Here is a 20798-nt window from a genome sequence, read left to right on the forward strand (position 1 = left end):
GGGTCAGTCCGACTCGGCGGGACCCTGGCGGCGGTGCTGCCAGGTGGCGACCATCGAGCCGACCAGCCCCGCCAGGCCGAGGGTCGGCAGGGCGCGCGCCAGGGTGTCGAGCATCCCCGGGCCGACCATCTGCATCCGGCCGGGCCCGACCGCACCGTTGGCGAGCCCGGCGGCCACCGCGACCGCGACGGCCGCGAGCACCCCGGCGGCCAGGCCGCGCAGGGCCGCCTCGCTCCACCCGTGGACCGGGCGCTGGCGCAGCACCCGCCAGGTGGCCCAGGCCGCCACCACCGGGGGGACGGCCAGCAGCGCGGGCGTCCACGGCGGCGTCGGCCCGTCCCCCGGCAGGGCGGCCAGGAGCGGGAAGAGCGGCAGCGGCCCGAGCACCACGGCGGTCGGGGTGACCAGGGTGCCGGTGCCGACCGCGAACCCGTGACCCAGCAGGTAGGTCCCCGAGCAGACGATGGCGTTGGGCAGCAGCAGGGCGGAGAGGAGCACCACCACGATGGTGTCGGTGACGTCGGTGTCGAGCTGGGAGACGATGTTGGCGGCCGAGGTCAGGTCGACCAGGAGGGCGGCGACGAGGCACACCGTGGCCGCGATCGCGAACCAGCGCAGGATCGACCAGGCTCCGTTCAGCGAGTCGTGCACCGCTCGCGGGAGGTGGGTGAGCCACAGCGCGGCGCGGCCAGAGCCCACGGCGACGCCCGTGCCGCCCACCACCAGGCACAGCAGCAGGGAGAAGACGGCGGCACGCAGCAGCGAGGGGTCCGTGGCGGGCGTCGAGGCGATCAGGCCCACCACCACGACGAGCAGGGTGTACGTCGCCGCGAAGGCCGCCGTGGCGCCCGGCACCGTCCAGTCCCGCTCGCCGTCGGCGATCCGGTCCGCGTCGGGCCCGTGGCCAGAGACGGCCTCGCCGGTGCGCCGCGCGAAGTGCCACACGGCCATCGCACAGCCGATGGTCACGACGAGCGGCTGCGCGGTCACCCAGGCGTCCTGGATGTTGATCCCGGAGCCGTGGGCGACCAGCCAACCCAGGGCGCCCACCCGCAGCGCGTCGCTCGGGTCGCCGTGGCTGCCCGCGTCGGCCATGAACCAGCCGATCACCGCCAGCGCGGCGCACAGCGCCAGCGGCACGCCCACCGCGGCGACGGCGCCGCTGGCCGCGCTCAGGGCGAGGTGCCGCGGGCGGCGACCGGACTCGGGAGGGGCCTCGGTGGGGGTGAGCAGTGAAGTCATGACGAGACCATGATGCGCACCCGGTGGGGCCCATGCGGGGCTCCCACGCCGGAGGATCCCCGCCCGTGCGACCCGCTGCGCGATGTGACCGCGTGTGGTGCCCTCCCGTAGCGTGGAACGGTCATGAGTCCTGCCCCCGACGCCGACCGGCCCTCCCCTGACGTGCCGCGGTCCCGCCGACGCCTGCCGACCCTGGTCGGGGCGGTGCTGGCCGCCCTGGCCGTGATCGGAGCCGGGATGCTGGTCGCCTCCCCCGACGGGATGCGTCCCGCGCTGGCCGCGGAGCGGCTCGGCTTCGACGCCTCGTCCTCCCCCTCCCCCGAGGCCTCTGCGGAGACCACGGAGGAGGAGCCGGCGGAGGATCAGCTCACGGTCGGCGGCCTGCTCCGGCCGGCCCAGCTGCGCCCGCTGTCCGGAGGCCGGCCCTGGCGGACGCTCTCCACCACCGACAACACCGAGGGCAACGGGCTGGCCCTGCCCTGCCAGACGGAGCGGTACGCCGACCCCGAGGGCCGCGGCGCCCTGCTGCGCACCTTCACCGCCGCGGACCGCCCGGGTCAGCCGCGGCTGCGTGCCTGGCAGCTGACCGAGCTGTCCGCCACCCCGTGGCGGGCGAAGCGGACCCAGGACGAGCTGCGCGGCTGGTTCGCCGGGTGCGCCGTACCCCGCATGCAGCTGATCGGCACCCAGAAGGTGTCCGGCGTCGGCGAGGGGGACGGCGGGGACCTGTACGTCCTGCGGTCGTGGAAGGCACCGGTGACGACGTACGTCGTGGGCGTGGGCCGCACCGGCAAGGTCACGACGACCACCGTCGTCGCGCGCAACGACGCTGCCGCCCCGGACCCGCGAGTGGCCTCCGCACGGCTCGCGGCGTCGGTCAACACGCTGTGTGGCCGCCCGGGCACCCGCACCTGTGCGGCCCCGCCGGCGGCACGCCCGATCCCGGCACCCGCGACCGGCGAGGTGCCGGGGATGGTCAGCGAGATCGACATGCCGCCCGTCCAGGGCATCGGCCGCCCCTGGGTGGGCACCGAGCCGCGGGCGGCTCGACAGAACTTCGCCTCCACCCAGTGCGACCGGACCGTCTTCGGCCCGGGGCAGGGGGTCAGCAACGGCCTGACCCGCGCCTTCGTGATCCCCGGCGCCCGGCTGCCCGCGGAGTTCGGACTGACCCAGACCGTCGGCACGCTGCCGGCGCCGCGGGCGGCGGCCTTCTTCGGCGGGATCCGGGACCGGGTCCTCGCCTGTGACGGTCGCAACCTGGGCACCGAGGTCGAGCAGCTCGCCGGCAGCGGCCAGGGCCCGCGGGAGCTGGTCGTGTGGCGTCTGCTGATCGAGATCTCCGACCAGGAGACGGTGCCCTACCTGATGGGCATCGCCCGCAACGGCACTGCCGTCACCCAGATCGGCTTCTACCCCTCCGGCAACCGCACCATGGGGCCCGAGGCGTTCACCTCCCTGGTCCAGCGCGCCCAGGAGCGGTTGCGACTGATGCCCGGACCCGAGCGTCCCGAAGCCGGGCCGGCCACCCGTGACGGCTGACACATCGAAGATTCTCGGACCGGCGTGCAACCGCATGCCCTCGTGGTTCGTCTTCCCCACTGACCGAGCGCAGACGAACGGGGCGAGAGATGGATGAGGCCGAGTTCGACGACTTCTATGCGGCGTCCTTCAGCCGCCTCGTGGGCCAGATCTACGCCATGATCGGCAACCGCGACGAGGCGCACGAGTGCGTGCAGGAGGCCTTCGTCAAGGCCTGGGCGCACCGACGGAAGCTGACCCACGTCGACCACCCCGAGGCGTGGGTGCGGACGACGGCCCACCGGTTGGCCGTGAGCCGCTGGCGGCGTACGGCGCTGGCCCGGCGCGCGCCGGACCGCGCGGTCTCCCAGCCCGTCACCGCCGACCCGCCGAGCGAGACGCACGTCGCGCTGGTCAACGCCCTCCGACACCTGCCGGCCGCCCAGCGGCAGGCACTCGTCCTGCATCACATCGCCGACCTGCCGGTCGAGGACGTCGCCCGCGAGGTGGGCGCCCCGACCGGCACGATCAAGGCCCGTCTCTCCCGTGGCCGCGCCGCGCTCGCCACCCTCCTCTCCGACAGCCCGGAGGCCCGTCATGCCTGAGCAGCCCCGCGACCCCTTCACCGACTTCGACACCGGAGGCATCCCCGTGAACCCGCTGCCCGCCTCCGAGGTGCGCCGTCGCGGCGACCGGATGCGGCGCCGTCGGGCGGCAGCCACGGCCTTCGGCGCGGCTGCTGCGGTCGCCGTCGTGGCGGTCGGCGGCGCCACCGTCGCCCGCGGCCTGGGCGGCGACCCGCGGCCGCCCGGCCCCACCGGCCCGGCGGGCGGATCGTCGGCGTCGGACGCCCCACCGACCACCCCGTCGGCACCGGAGACCACTCCCTCGGCACCCGAGACCACCCCGTCGGCACCGAAGTCCACGCAGCCGGCGCCGCGGACCACGCAGCCGGAGTCCACGCCGTCGGACCCGCCGAGCACCCCTACGGCCCCGCTGCCGGTCACCACCCTCCCCGACGACTTCCCGTTGACACAGGGGTGGCCCCGGATCCCCAGCGAGGGCGGGTTCGGCATCGTCGGCCCCAACCGGAAGCTCCCGCGCCTGGCGATCTGGACGCCATGCGTCGAGCTGCCCGGCACGGTGCCCGAGGGCGCGCCGGTGGACCGGCTGACCGCCACCTGGTCCCAGCCCACCTATGGCCGCGACCGCGAGGTCCTGCTCTTCGCCACCTCAGAGGAGGCGGTGGCCTACGCCGACCGGGCGCGCGAGCTGGTCGCGCAGTGCCGGCGACCGGGGCTGCAGACCCCGATCGAGCGATCCGACACCGGATCGTGGCAGGGCATGCTGGTCTCCTCGGAGACCGGCACCCGCCAGGCGACCCAGGTCATGCAGGTGGTCGTCCGGGACAATGCCGTGGTCGCGGACATCAGCGCGGGCGAGGGCTTCGACCCCGACACCGCGCTGCAGGATCAGGCCGCAGCGTTGGCGCCGGTGCTGACGGCGCTGGAGGACCTGCTGGCCCGGCGCTAGTCGTCGCCCGCCACCAGCGAGGACGACGACGCCCGGGTCGGCCATGGCCGCACCCGGGCGTCGTACGCGTTCGGTGCTCAGAGCTTCTCGAGGATCTCCCGCATCAGCTGCGCGGTCTCCGAGGGGGTCTTGCCGACCTTGACCCCGGCGGCCTCGAGGGCCTCCTTCTTCGCCTCCGCGGTGCCCGAGGAGCCCGACACGATGGCGCCGGCGTGGCCCATCGTCTTGCCCTCGGGGGCGGTGAAGCCGGCGACGTAGCCGACGACCGGCTTGGTCACGTGCTCCTTGATGTAGTCCGCGGCCCGCTCCTCGGCGTCACCGCCGATCTCACCGATCATCACGATCGCCTGGGTGTCCGGGTCCTTCTCGAACGCCTCGAGCGCGTCGATGTGCGTGGTTCCGATGACCGGGTCGCCGCCGATGCCGATCGCGGTGGTGAAGCCGAAGTCCCGCAGCTCGTACATCATCTGGTAGGTCAGCGTGCCCGACTTCGACACCAGCCCGATGGGGCCCTTGCCGGCGATCGTGTGCGGCGTGATGCCGGCCAGCGACTCCTCCGGGGTGATGATGCCCGGGCAGTTCGGCCCGATCATCCGGGTACCGGCGTGGTTCTTGTCGCTGGCCAGGTAGGCGTAGACCTCCGCAGTGTCCTGCACCGGCACGCCCTCGGTGATGACCACCAGCAGCCCGATGCCGGCGTCGATCGCCTCGATGCAGGCGTCCTTGGTGAAGGCGGGGGGCACGAAGACGACCGACACGTCGGCGCCGGTCTCCTTCATCGCCTCGCCGACGGTGCCGAACACCGGCAGCTCCTGACCGCCCAGCTCGACCGTCGTACCGGCCTTGCGCGCGTTGACGCCGCCGACGATGTTCGAGCCCGCCTCGAGCATCAGGGTGGTGTGCTTGGAGCCCATGCCACCGGTCATGCCCTGGACGATGATCTTGGAGTCCTTGTTGAGGTAGATAGACACAGTTCCTCGTCTCTTCTCGTCGTCGCCGGGGTCAGGCGTTCGCCAGCTCGGCGGCCTTGTCGGCCGCGCCGTCCATGGTGTCGACCTGGGTGACCAGGGGGTGGTTGAGCTCGTTGAGGATCGCCCGGCCCTCCTCGACGTTGTTGCCGTCGAGGCGTACGACGAGGGGCTTGCTGGCCTCGTCGCCGAGGATCTCCAGCGCGCCCTTGATGCCGCGGGCCACCTCGTCGCAGGCGGTGATGCCGCCGAAGACGTTGACGAAGACGGACTTGACCTGGTCGTCGCCCAGGATGACGTCGAGGCCGTCGGCCATCACCTGCGCGTTCGCCCCGCCGCCGATGTCGAGGAAGTTGGCCGGCTTCACGCCGCCGTGCCGGTCTCCGGCGTAGGCCACCACGTCGAGGGTGGACATGACCAGACCCGCACCGTTGCCGATGATCCCGACCTGACCGTCCAACTTCACGTAGTTGAGGCCCTTGTCCTTGGCCTTGGCCTCCAGCGGGTCGGCCTCCTCGCGGATCTCGAACTCGGCGTGCTCCTCGTGGCGGAAGTCGGCGTTGTCGTCCAGCGACACCTTGCCGTCCAGCGCCTCGAGCTTGTCGCCGCTCAGGCGCGCCAGCGGATTGACCTCCACCAGCGTGGCGTCCTCCTTGACGAAGACGTCCCACAGCCGCTGGACCATCTCGACCGCCTGGTCGCGCAGCTCGGCCGGGAAGCCGGCCTCGTCGACGATCTCCGCCGCCTTGGCCGCGTCCACGCCCGTGCCCGGGTCGATGGTGATCTTCTTCACGGCGTCCGGGTTGGTCTTGGCGACCTCCTCGATCTCCACGCCGCCCTCGACGCTGGCGATGCAGAGGTAGGAGCGGTTGGCCCGGTCGAGCAGGAAGGAGAAGTAGTACTCCTCCTCGATGCTCGCGCCCGGGACGACCAGCACCCGGTTGACGGGCAGGCCCTTGATCTCCAGGTCCAGGATCGCCCGGGCGGCCTCCTCGGCCTCCTCCGGCGTCTTGACGACCTTCACGCCGCCGGCCTTGCCGCGGCCGCCGGCCTTGACCTGGGCCTTGACGACGGACACCCCGCCGATCTCCTCGGCGGCCGCACGGGCCTCCTCGGGCGTCTCGACGGTCTTGCCCAGCGTGACCGCCACTCCGTGCTTGGCGAAGAGCTCCTTCGCCTGGTACTCCATCAGGTCCACGATCGCTCCACCCAGTCCTTTGGTCGTTTATGTACGCTCCGGGGTTCTGTCCAGCACCCTAGTCCCGGTGGCGGACCGGGGGCGACGTGGGTTGGTCTGTGGAGAAACCCGGCGCGAGTTTGCGCGGTCGTGCATGCTGGATCGGTCCGCGGGTTTGGTGCCGGACCGGAACCACCCGATAGAGTGTGCGGTCGCAATTGCGTCGAGCGCCCCCGATCGATGTGAGGAACCCTCATCAGCATGCCTGACCAGACGAGCACGCCCACCTGCCCCGAGGGCAGTGAGCGGGCGAAGCCAGTCGGCGGCAAGCGCAAGGCGGTCCGCCACCGCGGGCCCCGTCGGGCGCTCTTCCCGGGTCTGCCATCCGTCCAGATCGTCGCCGGAGTCGCCGCCCTGGCGGCCGCGGCCGTCGGTGCCGTCAGCCTGCCCGGAGAGGTGCCGCTGGCCAACAGCGCCACCGCCTCCAGCAGCGACTCCGGGCGGCTGCAGCCCGCCGGGGCGCTCAGCGGCACCAGCGCCGTCGGCTCCAGCAGCCTGCTGGCCGAGCGGGAGAAGGCCGTCTCCCGCGACTCCGCCGGCGACGCGCTCGAGGACGCCTCGGCGAAGAAGATCATCAAGGCCGCCGAGGCCCAGGCCAAGCAGCGCAACGCCGCGCTGGCCCAGTTCGCCAAGCAGGCCGAGCAGCAGGCGCAGGAGATCGCCGCGAACAAGTGGGTGCTCCCGCTGACGAACTACCGGCTCACCGCGACCTTCGGGCAGTCCGGCAGCCTGTGGTCGCGCGACCACACCGGGCTCGACTTCGCCGCCCCCTCCGGCACGCCGCTGCGGGCTGTGACGAACGCCACGGTCACCGAGGCGGGCTACGCCGGCGCCTACGGCAACCGGACCATCCTGACCCTCGAGGACGGCACGGAGCTGTGGTACTGCCACCAGACCTCCATCTCGGTCTCCCCCGGCGACACCGTGAGCGCGGGTGAAGTGATCGGGACGGTCGGCGCCACCGGCAACGTGACCGGTCCGCACCTGCACCTCGAGGTCCGGCCCGGCGCGGGCGACCCGGTCGACCCCTACAACGCGCTCAGCGTCAACGGCGTCCGTCCCTGACGCCGCCTCACCGCGACCGCCTCACCGCGCGCCCGACCGGGGGACGACGAGTACGGCGTGGCGCCGGGGCCGACCGGTCGAGATCCTCAGAGCTTCTCGACAGGCGCGTAGCGCAGCAGCAGCCGGCGTACGCCGCCGGAGCCGAAGTCGATCGAGGCGACCTGCTTGTCGCCCTGCCCCTCCAGCGAGACCACGGTCCCGAGGCCGAAGGAGTCGTGGGAGACCCGGTCGCCGGGCTCCAGGGAGGGCACCGGGCGGGACTTCTTCGCCTTCGACTCCGCATCGGCCCGCAGCGCGGCCGAGGTGAAGTTGCGCCGGCCGGCGGCGGTGAGCGAGCCCATCCCGCTCGAGGCCCCCGAGGAGCTCGCGACGTCCGGCCGCCCCCAGCGGGTCTGGGCCGACTCCTCCCGGCGCCAGTCGACCAGGTCGACCGGCAGCTCGGAGAGGAAGCGGGAGGCCGGGTTGTGCATGGGCGCACCCCAGGCCGAGCGCATCAGGGCACGGGAGATGTAGAGCCGCTGCTCGGCGCGGGTGAGGCCGACGTACGCCAGCCGCCGCTCCTCCTCCAGCTCGGGCTGGTCCCCCAGCGACCGGGAGTGCGGGAACACGCCGTCCTCCAAACCGGTGAGGAAGACCACGGGGAACTCCAGCCCCTTGGCCGTATGCAGCGTCATCAGGGTGACCATGCCGCCGTCGCTCTCGCTCGGGGCGTCGGGGATCTGGTCGGCGTCGGCCACCAGGGCCACCCTCTCGAGGAAGTCCCCGAGCCCGGGGGCGACCTGGCCCGCGTCGACGTCGGCGGGGTCCGCCGACGGACCGGCCACGGGGTCGTCGGAGAACTCCCGCGCCACCGCCACGAGCTCGGCGAGGTTCTCCACCCGGGTGCCGTCCTGGACGTCGTCGGAGGCCTCGAGCTCGGCCAACATCCCGGAGCGGTCCAGCACGCTCTCCAAGATCACGTCGGCCCGCTCGTCGGCCTCCACCATCGTCCGAAGCTCCTCCATCATCGCGACGAAGCCGCGGATCTGCTTCAGGCTGCGGGTCGCGATGCCGGGAGCCTCCTCGGCCCGGCGCAGCGCGTCGAAGAACGTGATCCGCTCGCGTTCGGCGTACGCCGCCACGACGGCCTCCGCCCGGTCGCCGATCCCCCGCTTGGGGGTGTTGAGGATCCGCCGCAGCGAGATCTCGTCGGCCGGGTTGACCAGCGCGCGCAGGTAGGCCAGCGCGTCCTTGATCTCCTTGCGCTCATAGAAGCGCACGCCGCCGACGACCCGATAGGGCATGCCGAGGCGGATGAAGACCTCCTCGAAGACGCGGGACTGGTTGTTGGTCCGGTAGAACACCGCCACGTCGCCCGGGCGGGCCGCGCCCTCGTCGGTGAGCCGGTCGATCTCCCCGGACACGAAGCGGGCCTCGTCGCGCTCGTCGTCGGCGACGTAGCCCACGATCTTCGCGCCGTCCCCGGCGGCCGACCACAGGCTCTTCGGCTTCCGGCCCCGGTTGTTGCCGATCACCGCGTTGGCCGCGGTGAGGATCGTCTGGGTCGAGCGGTAGTTCTGCTCGAGCAGGATCGTCGTCGCGTCGGGGAAGTCGGCCTCGAAGTCGAGGATGTTGCGGATGTTGGCCCCGCGGAAGGCGTAGATCGACTGGTCGGCGTCGCCGACCACCATCAGCTCGCTCGGCGGCACCCGCTCGCCGTCGCCGTCCTCCATCTGCTCGCCGCAGAGCTGGTGGACCAGGGCGTACTGCGCGTGGTTGGTGTCCTGGTACTCGTCGACCAGCACGTGCCGGAACCGGCGGCGGTAGGTCTCGCGCACCTCCGGGAACGCCTGGAACAGGTGCACGGTGAGCATGATCAGGTCGTCGAAGTCCAGCGCGTTGGCCTCGCGCAGGCGGCGCTGATAGAGCGAGTACGCCGACGCGTAGGTCTCCTCCAGGCCGTTCTGCGCGTCCCGGGCCGCCTCCTCGTGGTCGCGCAGCTCGTTCTTGGCGTCGGAGACCCAGTGCAGCACCGCGTTCGGCGGGAACTTCTTCACGTCCAGGTCCAGGTCGCGGCAGACCAGGCCCATCAGCCGCTTGGAGTCGGCGGCGTCGTAGATCGTGAAGTTCGAGGAGTAGCCGAGCCTGTCGATCTCCTTGCGCAGGATGCGCACGCACGCGGAGTGGAAGGTGCTCACCCACATCACCCGCGCCCGGCGACCCACCAGCGCCTCGACCCGCTCCTTCATCTCCGCGGCGGCCTTGTTGGTGAAGGTGATGGCCAGGATCGAGCCGGGGTGGGCCTTGCGCTCGCTGACCAGCCAGGCGATCCGGCGGGTCAGCACCCGGGTCTTGCCCGAGCCGGCGCCGGCGACCACGAGCAGGGGCGTGCCCTCGTGGGTGACCGCGGCTCGCTGCGGCTCGTTGAGCCCCTCGAGGAGCTGGTCGCGGGTCGGTCCGCGACGCTCCTCCCGGGCGGGCTCCGGGGTGGACTCAAGGCCGGGGATCGGGAACGTGCTGCTCATCTCGAACGCCACCCTACGTCGGTCCACGGACGGTGCGCGTCCGCCGTACACACCCCCTCGTCGCGGGGGCGCGTGACGCCGCCCACGTGGCCGGGAACACGTCGCCGTCGGCTGGGAGTTGCGCGTATTGGATCGTTAAAATTCTTGGGTCAACGAGGGTCGTACGGCGACCCGCGCCGCCACCGACACCCGAGAGGAGCCAGCCCATGACGTACTCGACCACCGGCCGCCACCGTGCGCCGCGCGTGCGCTCGCTGCTCGGTCGCCTCGACGCCTGGACGCTGTGGGCCTTCAACGCCCCGCAGGAGCTCGCCTCGCGTCGCGCGCCGCGCCTCGACGCCTGACCCGCAGACAGCAAGCACCACCGGCCCGGCCCTCCGCACCACGTGTGGGGGGCCGGTCGTCATCGCGCCCACGTCCCCACACGGGGCGGGCGACGACGCCGGTCACCAGAAGATGGCGACCACCATGTTGGCCACGGTGAGCCCGAGGATGCCGTAGAAGACGCCGTCCTTGAGCCGCTCCTTGCGCACGTTGGCCATCACCAGCACCAGGACCACCAGGCCGATGACGAACTTGACGCCGATCTTGGCGTTGTTCACCGGGTCCGAGCCGGCCTCGAGCACGCCGACGATGAGCAGCCCGGCGAGGAACGCCGTACCGGCGCCGTCGCGCATCGCGGCGTTGACCCGCTTGGCCGGCTCGCGCAGCTGCACGACCATGCCGCCGAAGAGCGCCGCCCAGCCGAGGAAGTGCAGCAGGACCAGGATGTTCTGGACGATCGTCATGGGCCCAGCCTAGTCAGGCGGTTCAGCCCTTCTTCCTCGGGCGCTTCTGCGGCCGCACGACCAGCACCGGGCACGGGGCGTAGTGCTGCACCCGTTGGGCCGTGGAGCCCATCAGCACGGTGTCGCTGAGCCCTCGGCCACCGGCGGCGATCACGATCAGCCCCGCCTCGCTCTGGGTCGCGGCCTTGATGATCTCGTTGGCCGGCGACCCGCTCCGGATCCGCTTGACCACCTTGGGCCCCCATCCCTTGAACTCCTCGGCGATCCGGTTCACCGAGGACTCCGCGGCATCGCGGAAGGACAGCTCCTGCGACACGTTCTTCGGCTCCCGTCCGGAGATCTCGTCGGCGAACGCGACGGCGGAGAACGGCCGGATCACCGCGAGCACGATGATCTCGCTGATCTTCTCCGGGTCGGCGAATCTCTTGAACCTCCGGGCCGCCGTCAACGACTGGCGGGATCCGTCCGTGGTGACGATGACGCGCATGTCAGGCTCCTCGATCCGATGGGTCGTCGTCGAGCGCGGGGTCTCCGCGCTCGGCACCGGCCGGACGGTCGCGCCGGCCGAAGAGCTGCTCGAGGACGTACAGGATCCCGCCCAGCCCGATCAGCGCGCCGCACCAGATCAGCGAGGTCCGGTCGGTGTAGATCACGTAGCCCAGCAGCACCAGATTGCCGACCAGCCCGATCACCAGCAACGGGGTGGGTGCGCGGAAGGTCTGGTCGGACTCGTCGCGGCCGCGGGTCTTGAGGCAGGAGATGATCACCCCGGCATAGACGATCAGCAGCAGCGCCACGGTCACCGACGCGAGCCGCTCGACGATGTTGACCTCGATGCCGATCCGGTTCAGCACATCGCTGGCCACGATCAACCCGATCACCACGGCCGCGGAGAAGATGAGCGCGACATAGGGGCTGCGACGGCTGCGGTGGATCTTCGCGAACGGGGCGGGTACGACGTCCTCCCGCGCCATGCCGTAGAGGATCCGGGACTGGGTCACCACCTGCACCAGCGTGGTGTTGGTGATCGCGATCATCGCGATGATCGCGAACAGGGTGGTCATGAAGGCGACCGAGATGGGCAGGATCCCCGCCTTCACCACCTCCAGCAGCGCCGCGTTCGAGTCGGCCAGGGTGTCGATCGGCACGGTCAGGGCTGCCGAGATGGAGACCAGGACGTAGATCACGCCGGCGGTCGCCATGCCGCCGATCAGCGCCATCGGGATGGTGCGATGCGGGTCGACGGTCTCCTCGGCGACGTTGACCGCGTTCTCGAAGCCGGTCATCGCGAAGAAGGAGAGGGCCACGCCGGCGATGATCGCGAAGATCACGTTGTCCTGGCTGCTGAAGTCGGTGAGCACGGAGAAGTCGGCCTTGCCGGCACCGACGTACACCACCCCGATCACCATGACGATCACCAGCCCCGTGACCTCGACGAAGGTCATCAGCATGTTCGCGACCACCGACTCGGTGATGCCGATGAAGTTGAGGAGCGCCAACAGCAGGATGAACCCGATCATCACCAGCAGGGCGGGCAGCGGGATCAGCTCGGCGACGTACGCCGCAAAGCCGCCGGCCAACGAGCCCGCGGCCGCGAACGTCGCGGACAGGTAGGTCACCGTGGTGAGGAACGTCAGCGCCTTGTTGCCGAACGCCTGGTGGACATACAGCGACGCACCCGCGGCGCGGGGGTACTTCGTCGCCAGCTCGGCGTACGCCAAGCCGGTGAAGCCGGCGACCGTGACGCCGACGGCGAAGGCGGCCCAGAAGGCGCCACCCACCTCACCGGCCACGGAGCCGATCAGCACGTAGATGCCGGATCCGAGCACATCGCCGAGCACGTAGAAGAACAGCAGCTTCCCGGTGATCGACCGCTTGAGCCCACCGTCGTCGGTGTCGGCGGGATTGCTGGCGACCTCTGCCATGCGAGCCTCCCTGGTTGCGTGCCCCCACGGAACAGTGATCTGGGTCACCTGTCAAACACCACCCCCCTCGGGGTGGTGCCGCGTCGAGTCAGAGCAGGCGGCGGTCGGACGCCCAGCGGGTGAGCTCGTGACGGGAGGAGAGCTGGAGCTTGCGCAGCACCGCGGACATATGGGTCTCCACGGTCTTGACCGAGATGAACAGCTCGCGCGCGACCTCCTTGTAGGCGTACCCCCGGGCGATCAGCCGCATCACCTCGCGCTCCCGCTCGCTGAGCCGGTCGAGGTCCTCGTCCACCGAGGCGACCTCGATCGACCCGGCGAAGGCGTCCAGGACGAAGCCGGCGAGCCGTGGGGAGAAGACGGCGTCCCCGTCGGCGACCCGCCCGATGGCATCCACCAGCTCGGCGCCGGTGATGGACTTGGTGACATAGCCCCGCGCCCCGCCCCGGATCGTCCCGATCACGTCCTCGGCGGCATCGGAGACCGACAGCGCGAGGTAGCGCGTGTCGGCACCGCTGACCCGGCGCATCACCTCCGCGCCCCCGCCGCCGGGGAGGTGGACGTCGAGCAGCACGACGTCGGGCCGCTGCTCGCCGATCACCGCGACCGCCTGGTCCACGTCGGCGGCCTCGCCGACCACGTCCACCGCCTGGCCGATCTCGGACCGGACCCCGGCCCGGAACATCGCGTGGTCGTCCACGAGCACGACCCGGATGCTGCCGCGGGGCTCGCTCTGGCTCATCTCACTCCTCCTCCAGCGGCAGGGACACCCGGACCTCGGTGCCCTCACCCGGCGTCGATCGCACCTGTGCGCTGCCGCCGTGCCGGTCCATCCGGTCCACGATGGAGCCTCGCACGCCCTGACGGTCCTCGGCGACCGAGGCGGGGTCGAAGCCTCTCCCCCGGTCCCGGACGAAGACCTCGACCAGCCGAGGCGTCGCCTCGGCGTACACGTCGACCCGTGCGACCCCGGCGTGCTTGGCGGCGTTGACGATCGCCTCGCGCGTGGCCTCCACCACCGGCCGGACCCGGTCGGAGGCGGGTACGTCGCCCACGGTCACCACGTCCACGTTGACCCCGTGGTCGTCCTCGACGCTCGCAGCCACCGCACGGAGCGCGCCGGCCAGGGACGTCTCGGCGGCCGGCGCCTCGTCGTAGAGCCAGGACCGCAGGTCCCGCTCCTGGGAGCGCGCCAGCCGGGCCACCGTCGCCGGCTGGTCGGCATTCTTCTGGATCAGCGCCAGGGTCTGCAGGACCGAGTCGTGCAGGTGGGCGGCGAGGTCGGCGCGCTCCTGGGTGCGCACCCGCTCGGCCCGCTCGTCCCCGAGGTCGCTGGCCAGGCGGTAGAGCCAGGGACCGACGACGATCGCCAGCCCGAGGACGCCCAGCAGCGCGGCCACCAGCGCGTTGCGCATGACCGGGAGCGACCCGCCCGTCTGCAGGGCGAAGATGGCGATCGCCGAGACGACCAGGAACGCGCCGGCGAGCAACCGCGACCAGGAGGCCCAGCCGCCGCGGCCCAGGACGAAGCGGAAGGGGTCGACCCGGGCGCTGCCGTCCCGCCAGCGCTCGCGCTGGGCCTCGTCGGCCTGTCGCCACAGCAGCGCGATGCCGGCCGCGCCCACGACGGCCGGCCCGAACAGGGCGCCGGGCCCGAGGACGGTCTGGATCGCGAGGACGACCCCGAGACCCAGCGTGCCCAGGGCGATCGCCGGGCCGGCGTCGCCCAGCCGTCGCAGCCGGCCACCGCGGCGCCGGCCGTCGCGGGTCGCGGCCTCCAGCCCGGGCGCCTCGGCACGGAACCGCTCGTCGCTCGGCAACACCAGCCACAGCGCGGCGTACAGCATCACACCGAGGCCCCCGAGGGCGCTGAGCACGACGAAGGCCACCCGCACCCACAGCGTCGGCAGCCCCAGGTGGTGGCCCAGCCCGGCCGCGACGCCGCCGAGGATCGACTCCTCGCCCGCGCGCGTGGCACGGCGGACGTCGGCGACCGGGGAGAGCGGGCTCATGATGCCGACCATCGTGGCACGCGGTATCCGCCACGAACCATGAGTGTCGTCCCCGATCCGACCCTGAGCGGAACCCCGGCCGACCGGTGAGGGATCAGAGTCGTCCCCGATGGCGCGGACCTCGCCGGGGGTACCACGCTGGAGCCATGAGCACGACACCATCGGGCGAGCAGCCCGCTCCGCCGGCCGACTCCGGCCCCCGCGTCTCCACGCAGGAGATGCGGGACCTGGCGCGGCTGCGGCGCACCGTCGGCCCGCAGCGCCGGGTCGCCGGGGTGGCCGGGGGGATCGCCCGGCACTTCGACATCGACCCGCTGCTGGTCCGGGTGGTCTTCGTGGTCACCTCGTTCTTCGGCGGCGCGGGCGTGCTGGCCTATCTGGGCTGCTGGCTGCTGGTGCCGGAGGAGACCGGCGAGTCGGTGATCCGCACCCAGGACCGCACCCGCTCTGTCGCGCTGCTCGTCCTGGGCGGCCTCGTGGGCCTCACGCTGGTCGGCAACTCCTTCGGTGGCACCGACGTCTGGCCGCTCGTCGTCATCGGCGGTGTCGTCGGGCTCGTCCTCTACCTGACCCAGCGGACCGAGCAGCGGCCCTACCAGCCGGGGACGTACGGCGCCCCGACGCCCACCGACCCCACCACGCAGCTGCCCGAGACCGAGTGGGCGGGCTACCCCGGCCAGGTCGGCTACCAGCCCCCGCTGCCGCCACCGCCGCCGGTCCCCCAGCCGGACCCCCGCAAGCGCGGCCCGCGACTCTTCTGGCCGGTCGTGCTGCTGATCGCCCTGGCCTGGGGGGTCCTCGGCCTGGTCGACGTCTCGGGGACGCCGATCCCGTTCGCGGCCTATCCGGCCCTCGGCATCGCCATCGTCGGCGCGGGACTGCTGCTCGGCTCCACGTGGGGTCGCGCCGGCGGCCTGATCGCCGTCGGCCTCCTGCTCCTCCCCGTGCTGGCGATCTCCAGCACGGTCTCACGGGTTGACGACCGCCCCACGGTCGTGACCCCGATGCCCGGGGACATCATCCCGCCGCGCTACTCCTACAACCTCGGCGACCACACCGTCGACCTGACGCAGGTCGACCCCGACGAGCTGGGCCGGCCCCTGCTGGTGGAGAGCGGAGCGGGACGGCTGCGGGTGATCGTCCCCGACGAGATCGATGTGAACGCGACCGGCCGCGTCGGCCTCGGCAGCGTGGAGGTCTTCGGGAGTCGCTCCGACGACCCGGGAGCCGTCGTACGCAACAGCGTCTCCGGACCGAGCGACACCGAGCTCGACCTGTCGGTGCAGCTCGGGGCCGGCGACGTCGAGATCATCCGAGAAGGAGCGCAGTGATGAGCGACCCGACCCAGGCCTACCTCGACCTCGACGAGACGCCCGTCGAGCCGCGCGGCGGCCGGCACGAGCTCAACGTCGCGCACCTGGTCATGGGCGTGGCGTTCACCGGGATCGCGCTGGTCTGGCTGGTCGGCGGCGTCGGGCTGCTGCCCGACGCGGACCTGCGCCTGCTGGTGCCGGTCCCCTTCCTGCTGGCCGGCGGCCTGGGGCTTCTCGGCATCGTGCTGTCCTCCCGCCGGCGCCGCCGGCGCGGGGACGACTGGAGCTGGTGACGGGCCCCTCGCCAACGGCTCCACAACGGGGGAAGGCCCGCCCCACCGATGCGGTGGGGCGGGCCTGACCGTCTGGCGGTGTCTCGGCTCAGCGCTCGGCGAGCCAGTCCTCCAGGGCCCTCACGGCGATGTCGGGGTTGTCGGAGAACAGCCCGTCAACGCCGGCATCGAGGAACGCCTTGGCCTCGGCGTACATGTCGCCGGGCGCGTTCGGGTCCGAGCCGATCCGGAAGTTGGTGGCCATGAACTGGTTCTCCCGGCGGAGCGTCCAGATGTGCACCAGCAGCCCGGCGTCGTGCGCGTTCTTCACCAGCGGGCTCGGCTCACCGGTGGCACCGGAGGCGTCGCGGGGCAGGACCAGGTCCTTGTGCACGCCCAGGCCGTCGGCGTACGTCGCGATCCACTTCATCCCCTCCGGCGTCATCAGGTCCGCATAGGTCCGCGGGTCGCCGGCGGCGACGAAGTCGTAGGGCGCGCCGACGTTGTTGACCAGCTGCGCGAGGTCGACGTCGATCACCTTGTTCAGCTCGACCAGGTTGGCGGTCTCGAAGGACTGGATGATCACCTCGTCGTCGGCGTCGTCGAGGTCGTACTTGCGCAGGCTGGCGACCAGCGGCTCCTCCAGGGAGAGGCCGATGGAGTCGAAGTACGTCGGATGCTTGGTCTCGGGGTAGACGCCGATCTCGCGGCCGTAGCGCTTGCTCAGCTGCTCGGACAGGCGGAGGACCTGCTCGAAGGTCGGCACCTTGTAGCGGCCGTCGTACCGCGTGTTCTGCGGGCGGACGCCGGGCAGCCGCTCCTCGGCGCGCAGCTTCTTCAGCTCCTTGTAGGTGAAGTCCTCGGTGAAGAAGCCGGTGACGGGCGCCCCGTCGATCATCTTCGTGGTCTTGCGGTCGGCGAACTCCGGGCGCTCCTCGACGTCGGTGGTCCCGGAGATCTCGTTCTCGTGGCGGGCGACCAGGACGCCGTCCTTGGTGGAGACCAGGTCGGGCTCGATGTAGTCCGCGCCCTGCTTCACGGCGAGCTTGTAGGCGGCCAGCGTGTGCTCCGGGACGTAGCCGGAGGCTCCACGGTGGCCGATGACGATCGGGTCGTCCCCGAGGTCCTGGGCCGTCGCGGTGCCCGCTGGAGCGAGGACGGCGACGACGGCGAGAGTGGCGGTGGCAGCGATGCGACGGGGGTTCATTTTCACACTCTCACCCGAACGCCCGGCTTTGACCAGACCCCCGGTGTTCGGTGAACGGTGCCTGACACGATGGGAAACATGACTGTGACGCTCGGCAGCCTCTCGACCGTCCCCGCCCTGGAGCGCCCCGACCTGCTGGCGGCCTCCGTGGCCGCCGCGCTCGCCGAATGGCCGCACGCCGCCGAGGTGGGGGTCGCCGAGATCGACCCCGAGCTCGCCGACACCGCCGCGTGCGCGGATGCCTACGACCTGCCGATGGAGTCCGGCGCCAACTGCGTGGTGATCTCCGGGCGCCGCGCCGGCGAGGAGCGGGTCGCCGCCTGCCTGGTCCGCGCCGACACCCGCGCCGACGTCAACGGCCTGGTGAAGCGGACCCTCGACGTGCGCAAGTGCTCCTTCCACCCGCTGGAGCGGGCGGTCGAGGAGACCGGGATGGAGTACGGCGGGATCACCCCGGTCGGGCTCCCCGCCACCTGGCGGCTGCTCGTCGACGCCGCCGTACCGTCGATCCCGGTCGCCGTCATCGGGTCCGGGTTACGGCGCTCGAAGCTGCTCGTCCCCACTCCCCTCCTCGGCGAGCTCCCCGGCGCGGAAGTCGTCGAGGGCCTCGCGCGCTGAAGCAGACCGCCTACATCTCCTCGTGCGTGTCCGGGTCGCCGGAGAAGCGGCGACCGTCAGCGCGGCCGAGGTCGGTGATCGCGCTCATCTCGTCGTCGGTGAGCGCGAACCCGTCGAGGTCGAGGTTCTCGCGCTGCCGCTCGGCCCCCGCGGCCTTGGGCAGCGGCAGCGAGTCGAGCTGGAGGTGCCAGCGCAGCACCACCTGGGCGGGGGTCACGCCGTGCGCCTGCGCGGCGGCGACGACCGGCTCCTCCTCGAACGGGGTCGGGTTCTTCCCCAGCGGGCTCCACGCCTCGGTCTGGATCCCCAGCTCGGCGTGCACGGCCCGCAGCTCGGTCTGCGGGAAGTAGGGGTGCATCTCGACCTGGTTCACCGCCGGCGTGACGCCGGTGTCGTCGATGATCCGGCGCAGGTGCTCGGGGGTGAAGTTGCTGACCCCGATGGTGCGCACCAGCCCGGCGGCCTGTACCTCCACCAGCGCCTGCCACGCCTCGGGGTAGAGCCCGCGGCTCGGGTTGGGCCAGTGGATGAGCGCCACGTCGATCTGGTCGACGCCGAGCCGCTGGGCGGAGTCGCGCAGGGACTGCGCGGCCAGGTCGTGGGCGTGGAAGCGGCCGGGGATCTTGGTCTGGATCCGGACGTCGCCGCGCGGCAGCCCGCTGCGCCGCAGCGCCTCGCCGGTCTCCTCCTCGTTCTCGTAGTTCACCGCCGAGTCGAGCAGCCGGTAGCCGTTCTCCAGCGCCGAGACGATCGCCGCGATGCCGTCGTCACCCTTGAGCGGGTGGGTGCCGAAGCCGACCTTCGGCAGGGTGGTTCCGTCGTTGAGTGTGTACGTCGAGAGCGCCATGTCCCCGACGCTAGCGCGTCGCCCTACACGGGTACGCCGGCCGAGCCGGCGGGCAGGGGGAACCACCGCAGCCCCGCGAAGTCGTCGCCCCGGGCCGTGTCAGCGACCGGCGGGACCGCCTCGGCGAGGACCCGCTCGCCCACGGTGAGGTAGCCCGCCAGGGCGCTCGGCGGAGCCGTGGTCCCGTGCCGCGGCCAGGTCATCTCGCCGGAGGCGTCGTACGCCACGTCGTGCAGGCGCAGCGGCGGCTCGGAGGAGCCCGCGCGGTGCCGCCAGAGCCCGGTCAGCGGCTCGAACCGGTAGTCGCCGAGCAGCCGCCAGCCCTCGCGGGCGACCAGCCGCACGGCGTCGATGATGTAGGAAGCGACCTCCTCGTCGAGGAAGTAGTTGAAGTTCACCCGCACCCAGCCGGGCTTGATCCCCTCGCACCCGGTCGCGATCTGCTCCTCGAAGGCCAGCGACCGCTCGACGTCGATGCCGAGCAGCCGGTGGCCGTAGGGGCCGGCGCACGAGCAGCCGCCGCGGGTCTGGATGCCGAAGAGGTCGTTGAGCACCGCGACCACGAAGTTGTGGTGCAGGTAGCCGCCGCCCAGCTCCTCGGGCGCGCGCACCACGAAGGAGACGATGGACAGCCGTCGCGCGTCGGTGTTGCCGAGGATCTCGATGCTCGGCTCCTCCCTCCACGCCGCGACCGCGCGCTGCAGCATCGCCTCCTCATGCGCCTGGATGGTCGACACCCCGACGGCCTCCTTGAGCCCGAAGACCAGACCAGCGCGGATCGACTCGACGATCGCGGGCGTCCCGCCCTCCTCGCGGTGCGCGGGGTCCTCGACGTAGCGGTGCTGGGTCGGGTTGACGTACATCACCGTCCCGCCGCCGGGCACCACCGGCACCCGGTTGGCCATCAGCTCGCGCCGGACCACCAGCACGCCGGGCGTGCCGGGGCCGCCGATGAACTTGTGCGGGCTGATGAAGACCGCGTCCTTGTACGACGCCCCCGGGCCGTTCATCTCGATCCGGACGTACGGCGCGCACGCGGCGAAGTCCCACAGCGACAGGGCGCCGTACTCGTGCAGCAGGTCGGCGATGCCGGCGGTGTCGGTGACGATGCCGGTGACGTTCGAGGCGGCGGAGAAGGAGCCGATCTTGAGCGGGCGGTCGGCGTGCCGCTCGAGCTCCTCGCGCAGGTGCTCGGTGCTGATGTGGCCGTCGGCGTCCTCGCGGATGGTGACGACGTCGGCGATGGTTTCCCGCCAGGAGATCTCGTTGGAGTGGTGCTCGAAGGGGCCGATGAAGACGACCGGCCGCTCCTCGGCCGGGATCGCCTCGGTGAGGGCGTAGCGGTCGTCCAGCCCGGCGGGGACACGCAGGCCGAGGATGCCGATGAGCTTGTCGATCGCCGCCGTCGAGCCGGACCCGCAGAAGATCACCACGGTGTCCTCGTCGCCGCCGACCGCGTCCCGGATGATCTCGCGGGCGTCCTCGCGCAGCCGGGTGGTCTGGCGGCCGGTGCCGCTGGCCTCGGTGTGCGTGTTGGCGTAGGCCGGGAGCACCTCGCTGCGGATGAAGTCCTCCACGAACGTGAGCGAGCGGCCCGACGCGGTGTAGTCGGCGTAGGTGACCCGGCGGGGCCCGTAGGGGCCGTCCATCACCTGGTCGTCGCCGATCACCGACGCCCGGATCCGGTCGAGCAGCGGCGTGGACGGCGGGGTCGGGGCGGGCGCGTCGGTCACGATCCTAATGTAC

At 72.0% G+C, this 20798-nt stretch carries 20 protein-coding genes; 8 read left to right on the top strand and 12 right to left on the bottom strand.

All coding sequences use genetic code 11. The features are described 5' to 3' along the window. Positions 1 to 3: 3 nt before the first annotated feature. A complete protein-coding gene (locus K8W59_RS12715; RefSeq protein WP_223394399.1) occupies positions 4 to 1242 on the bottom strand; it encodes a cell division protein PerM in 1239 nt (412 codons plus the stop codon). Positions 1243 to 1365: 123 nt separating this feature from the next. On the opposite strand from K8W59_RS12715, the gene K8W59_RS12720 reads away from it, so the two are divergent. From K8W59_RS12720 to K8W59_RS12730, 3 genes are all read left to right on the top strand, one after another. After that, positions 1366 to 2784 (top strand): hypothetical protein, encoded by a 1419-nt coding sequence (locus K8W59_RS12720; RefSeq protein ID WP_223394401.1) that lies wholly within the window; start codon positions 1366 to 1368, stop codon positions 2782 to 2784. 89 nt (positions 2785 to 2873) lie between these two features. Continuing rightward, positions 2874 to 3368 carry a SigE family RNA polymerase sigma factor gene (locus K8W59_RS12725; protein WP_223394403.1) on the top strand — a complete coding sequence of 165 codons (495 nt, stop codon included), beginning with the start codon at positions 2874 to 2876 and terminating at the stop codon, positions 3366 to 3368. Continuing rightward, entirely contained in the window at positions 3361 to 4296 is a 936-nt protein-coding gene (locus K8W59_RS12730) for a hypothetical protein (RefSeq protein ID WP_223400073.1), read from the top strand. Before K8W59_RS12725 ends, K8W59_RS12730 begins: the two co-directional genes overlap by 8 nt. A 77-nt stretch (positions 4297 to 4373) precedes the next feature. Here the strand turns inward: K8W59_RS12730 and sucD are convergent, their stop codons facing one another. Together sucD and sucC are read right to left on the bottom strand one after the other, a co-directional pair. After that, complete coding sequence (gene sucD / locus K8W59_RS12735; RefSeq protein WP_223394405.1) at positions 4374 to 5267, bottom strand: succinate--CoA ligase subunit alpha; 894 nt, start codon at positions 5265 to 5267, stop codon at positions 4374 to 4376. A 31-nt stretch (positions 5268 to 5298) separates the two neighbouring features. Next, positions 5299 to 6462 (bottom strand): ADP-forming succinate--CoA ligase subunit beta, encoded by a 1164-nt coding sequence (gene sucC, locus K8W59_RS12740; RefSeq protein WP_223394408.1) that lies wholly within the window; start codon positions 6460 to 6462, stop codon positions 5299 to 5301. 240 nt (positions 6463 to 6702) lie between these two features. Here sucC and K8W59_RS12745 point away from each other — a divergent pair, with 240 nt between their 5' ends. Next, positions 6703 to 7566, top strand: a complete 864-nt coding sequence (locus K8W59_RS12745; RefSeq protein ID WP_223394410.1) for a M23 family metallopeptidase — start codon at positions 6703 to 6705, stop codon at positions 7564 to 7566. A gap of 86 nt (positions 7567 to 7652) precedes the next feature. Here the strand turns inward: K8W59_RS12745 and pcrA are convergent, their stop codons facing one another. Then, positions 7653 to 10070 (bottom strand): DNA helicase PcrA, encoded by a 2418-nt coding sequence (gene pcrA / locus K8W59_RS12750; protein WP_223394412.1) that lies wholly within the window; start codon positions 10068 to 10070, stop codon positions 7653 to 7655. A gap of 206 nt (positions 10071 to 10276) precedes the next feature. On the opposite strand from pcrA, the gene K8W59_RS12755 reads away from it, so the two are divergent. Then, a complete protein-coding gene (locus K8W59_RS12755; protein WP_223394414.1) occupies positions 10277 to 10414 on the top strand; it encodes a hypothetical protein in 138 nt (45 codons plus the stop codon). 102 nt (positions 10415 to 10516) lie between these two features. Here the strand turns inward: K8W59_RS12755 and K8W59_RS12760 are convergent, their stop codons facing one another. The 5 genes from K8W59_RS12760 to K8W59_RS12780 form a co-directional block, all read right to left on the bottom strand. After that, positions 10517 to 10858: a hypothetical protein gene (locus K8W59_RS12760; RefSeq protein ID WP_223394416.1), complete on the bottom strand. Its 342-nt coding sequence runs from the start codon at positions 10856 to 10858 to the stop codon at positions 10517 to 10519. Between the two features lie 22 nt (positions 10859 to 10880). Then, positions 10881 to 11345 carry a universal stress protein gene (locus K8W59_RS12765; protein ID WP_223394418.1) on the bottom strand — a complete coding sequence of 155 codons (465 nt, stop codon included), beginning with the start codon at positions 11343 to 11345 and terminating at the stop codon, positions 10881 to 10883. 1 nt (position 11346) lies between these two features. Then, on the bottom strand, positions 11347 to 12783 hold the full coding sequence (locus K8W59_RS12770) for an APC family permease (RefSeq protein WP_223394420.1): 1437 nt from the start codon (positions 12781 to 12783) through the stop codon (positions 11347 to 11349). An 88-nt stretch (positions 12784 to 12871) separates the two neighbouring features. Next, on the bottom strand, positions 12872 to 13525 hold the full coding sequence (locus K8W59_RS12775) for a LuxR C-terminal-related transcriptional regulator (protein WP_223394422.1): 654 nt from the start codon (positions 13523 to 13525) through the stop codon (positions 12872 to 12874). Between the two features lies 1 nt (position 13526). Beyond that, the gene (locus tag K8W59_RS12780) at positions 13527 to 14795 is read right to left on the bottom strand and encodes an ATP-binding protein (RefSeq protein ID WP_223394424.1); all 1269 of its coding nucleotides are present in this window, start codon (positions 14793 to 14795) and stop codon (positions 13527 to 13529) included. A gap of 146 nt (positions 14796 to 14941) precedes the next feature. Between K8W59_RS12780 and K8W59_RS12785 the strand changes: the two genes are divergently transcribed. Together K8W59_RS12785 and K8W59_RS12790 are read left to right on the top strand one after the other, a co-directional pair. Further along, positions 14942 to 16126 carry a PspC domain-containing protein gene (locus tag K8W59_RS12785; RefSeq protein ID WP_223394426.1) on the top strand — a complete coding sequence of 395 codons (1185 nt, stop codon included), beginning with the start codon at positions 14942 to 14944 and terminating at the stop codon, positions 16124 to 16126. Next, positions 16126 to 16401 (top strand): hypothetical protein, encoded by a 276-nt coding sequence (locus K8W59_RS12790; protein ID WP_223394428.1) that lies wholly within the window; start codon positions 16126 to 16128, stop codon positions 16399 to 16401. Before K8W59_RS12785 ends, K8W59_RS12790 begins: the two co-directional genes overlap by 1 nt. A gap of 88 nt (positions 16402 to 16489) precedes the next feature. On the opposite strand, the gene K8W59_RS12795 is transcribed toward K8W59_RS12790, so the two are convergent. After that, complete coding sequence (locus K8W59_RS12795) at positions 16490 to 17587, bottom strand: glycerophosphodiester phosphodiesterase (RefSeq protein WP_223394430.1); 1098 nt, start codon at positions 17585 to 17587, stop codon at positions 16490 to 16492. 69 nt (positions 17588 to 17656) lie between these two features. Between K8W59_RS12795 and K8W59_RS12800 the strand changes: the two genes are divergently transcribed. After that, entirely contained in the window at positions 17657 to 18205 is a 549-nt protein-coding gene (locus K8W59_RS12800; RefSeq protein WP_223394432.1) for a YbaK/EbsC family protein, read from the top strand. Positions 18206 to 18215: 10 nt separating this feature from the next. Here K8W59_RS12800 and K8W59_RS12805 read toward each other — a convergent pair whose 3' ends face one another. Together K8W59_RS12805 and K8W59_RS12810 are read right to left on the bottom strand one after the other, a co-directional pair. Further along, positions 18216 to 19052: an aldo/keto reductase gene (locus K8W59_RS12805; protein WP_223394434.1), complete on the bottom strand. Its 837-nt coding sequence runs from the start codon at positions 19050 to 19052 to the stop codon at positions 18216 to 18218. Positions 19053 to 19075: 23 nt separating this feature from the next. Then, positions 19076 to 20785, bottom strand: coding sequence for an aminotransferase class V-fold PLP-dependent enzyme (locus tag K8W59_RS12810; protein WP_223394436.1), 1710 nt, complete (start codon positions 20783 to 20785; stop codon positions 19076 to 19078). Positions 20786 to 20798: the final 13 nt, after the last annotated feature.

Origin of the sequence: Nocardioides rotundus, assembly GCF_019931675.1 — a bacterium.
In the GTDB taxonomy this organism is placed as follows: domain Bacteria; phylum Actinomycetota; class Actinomycetes; order Propionibacteriales; family Nocardioidaceae; genus Nocardioides; species Nocardioides rotundus.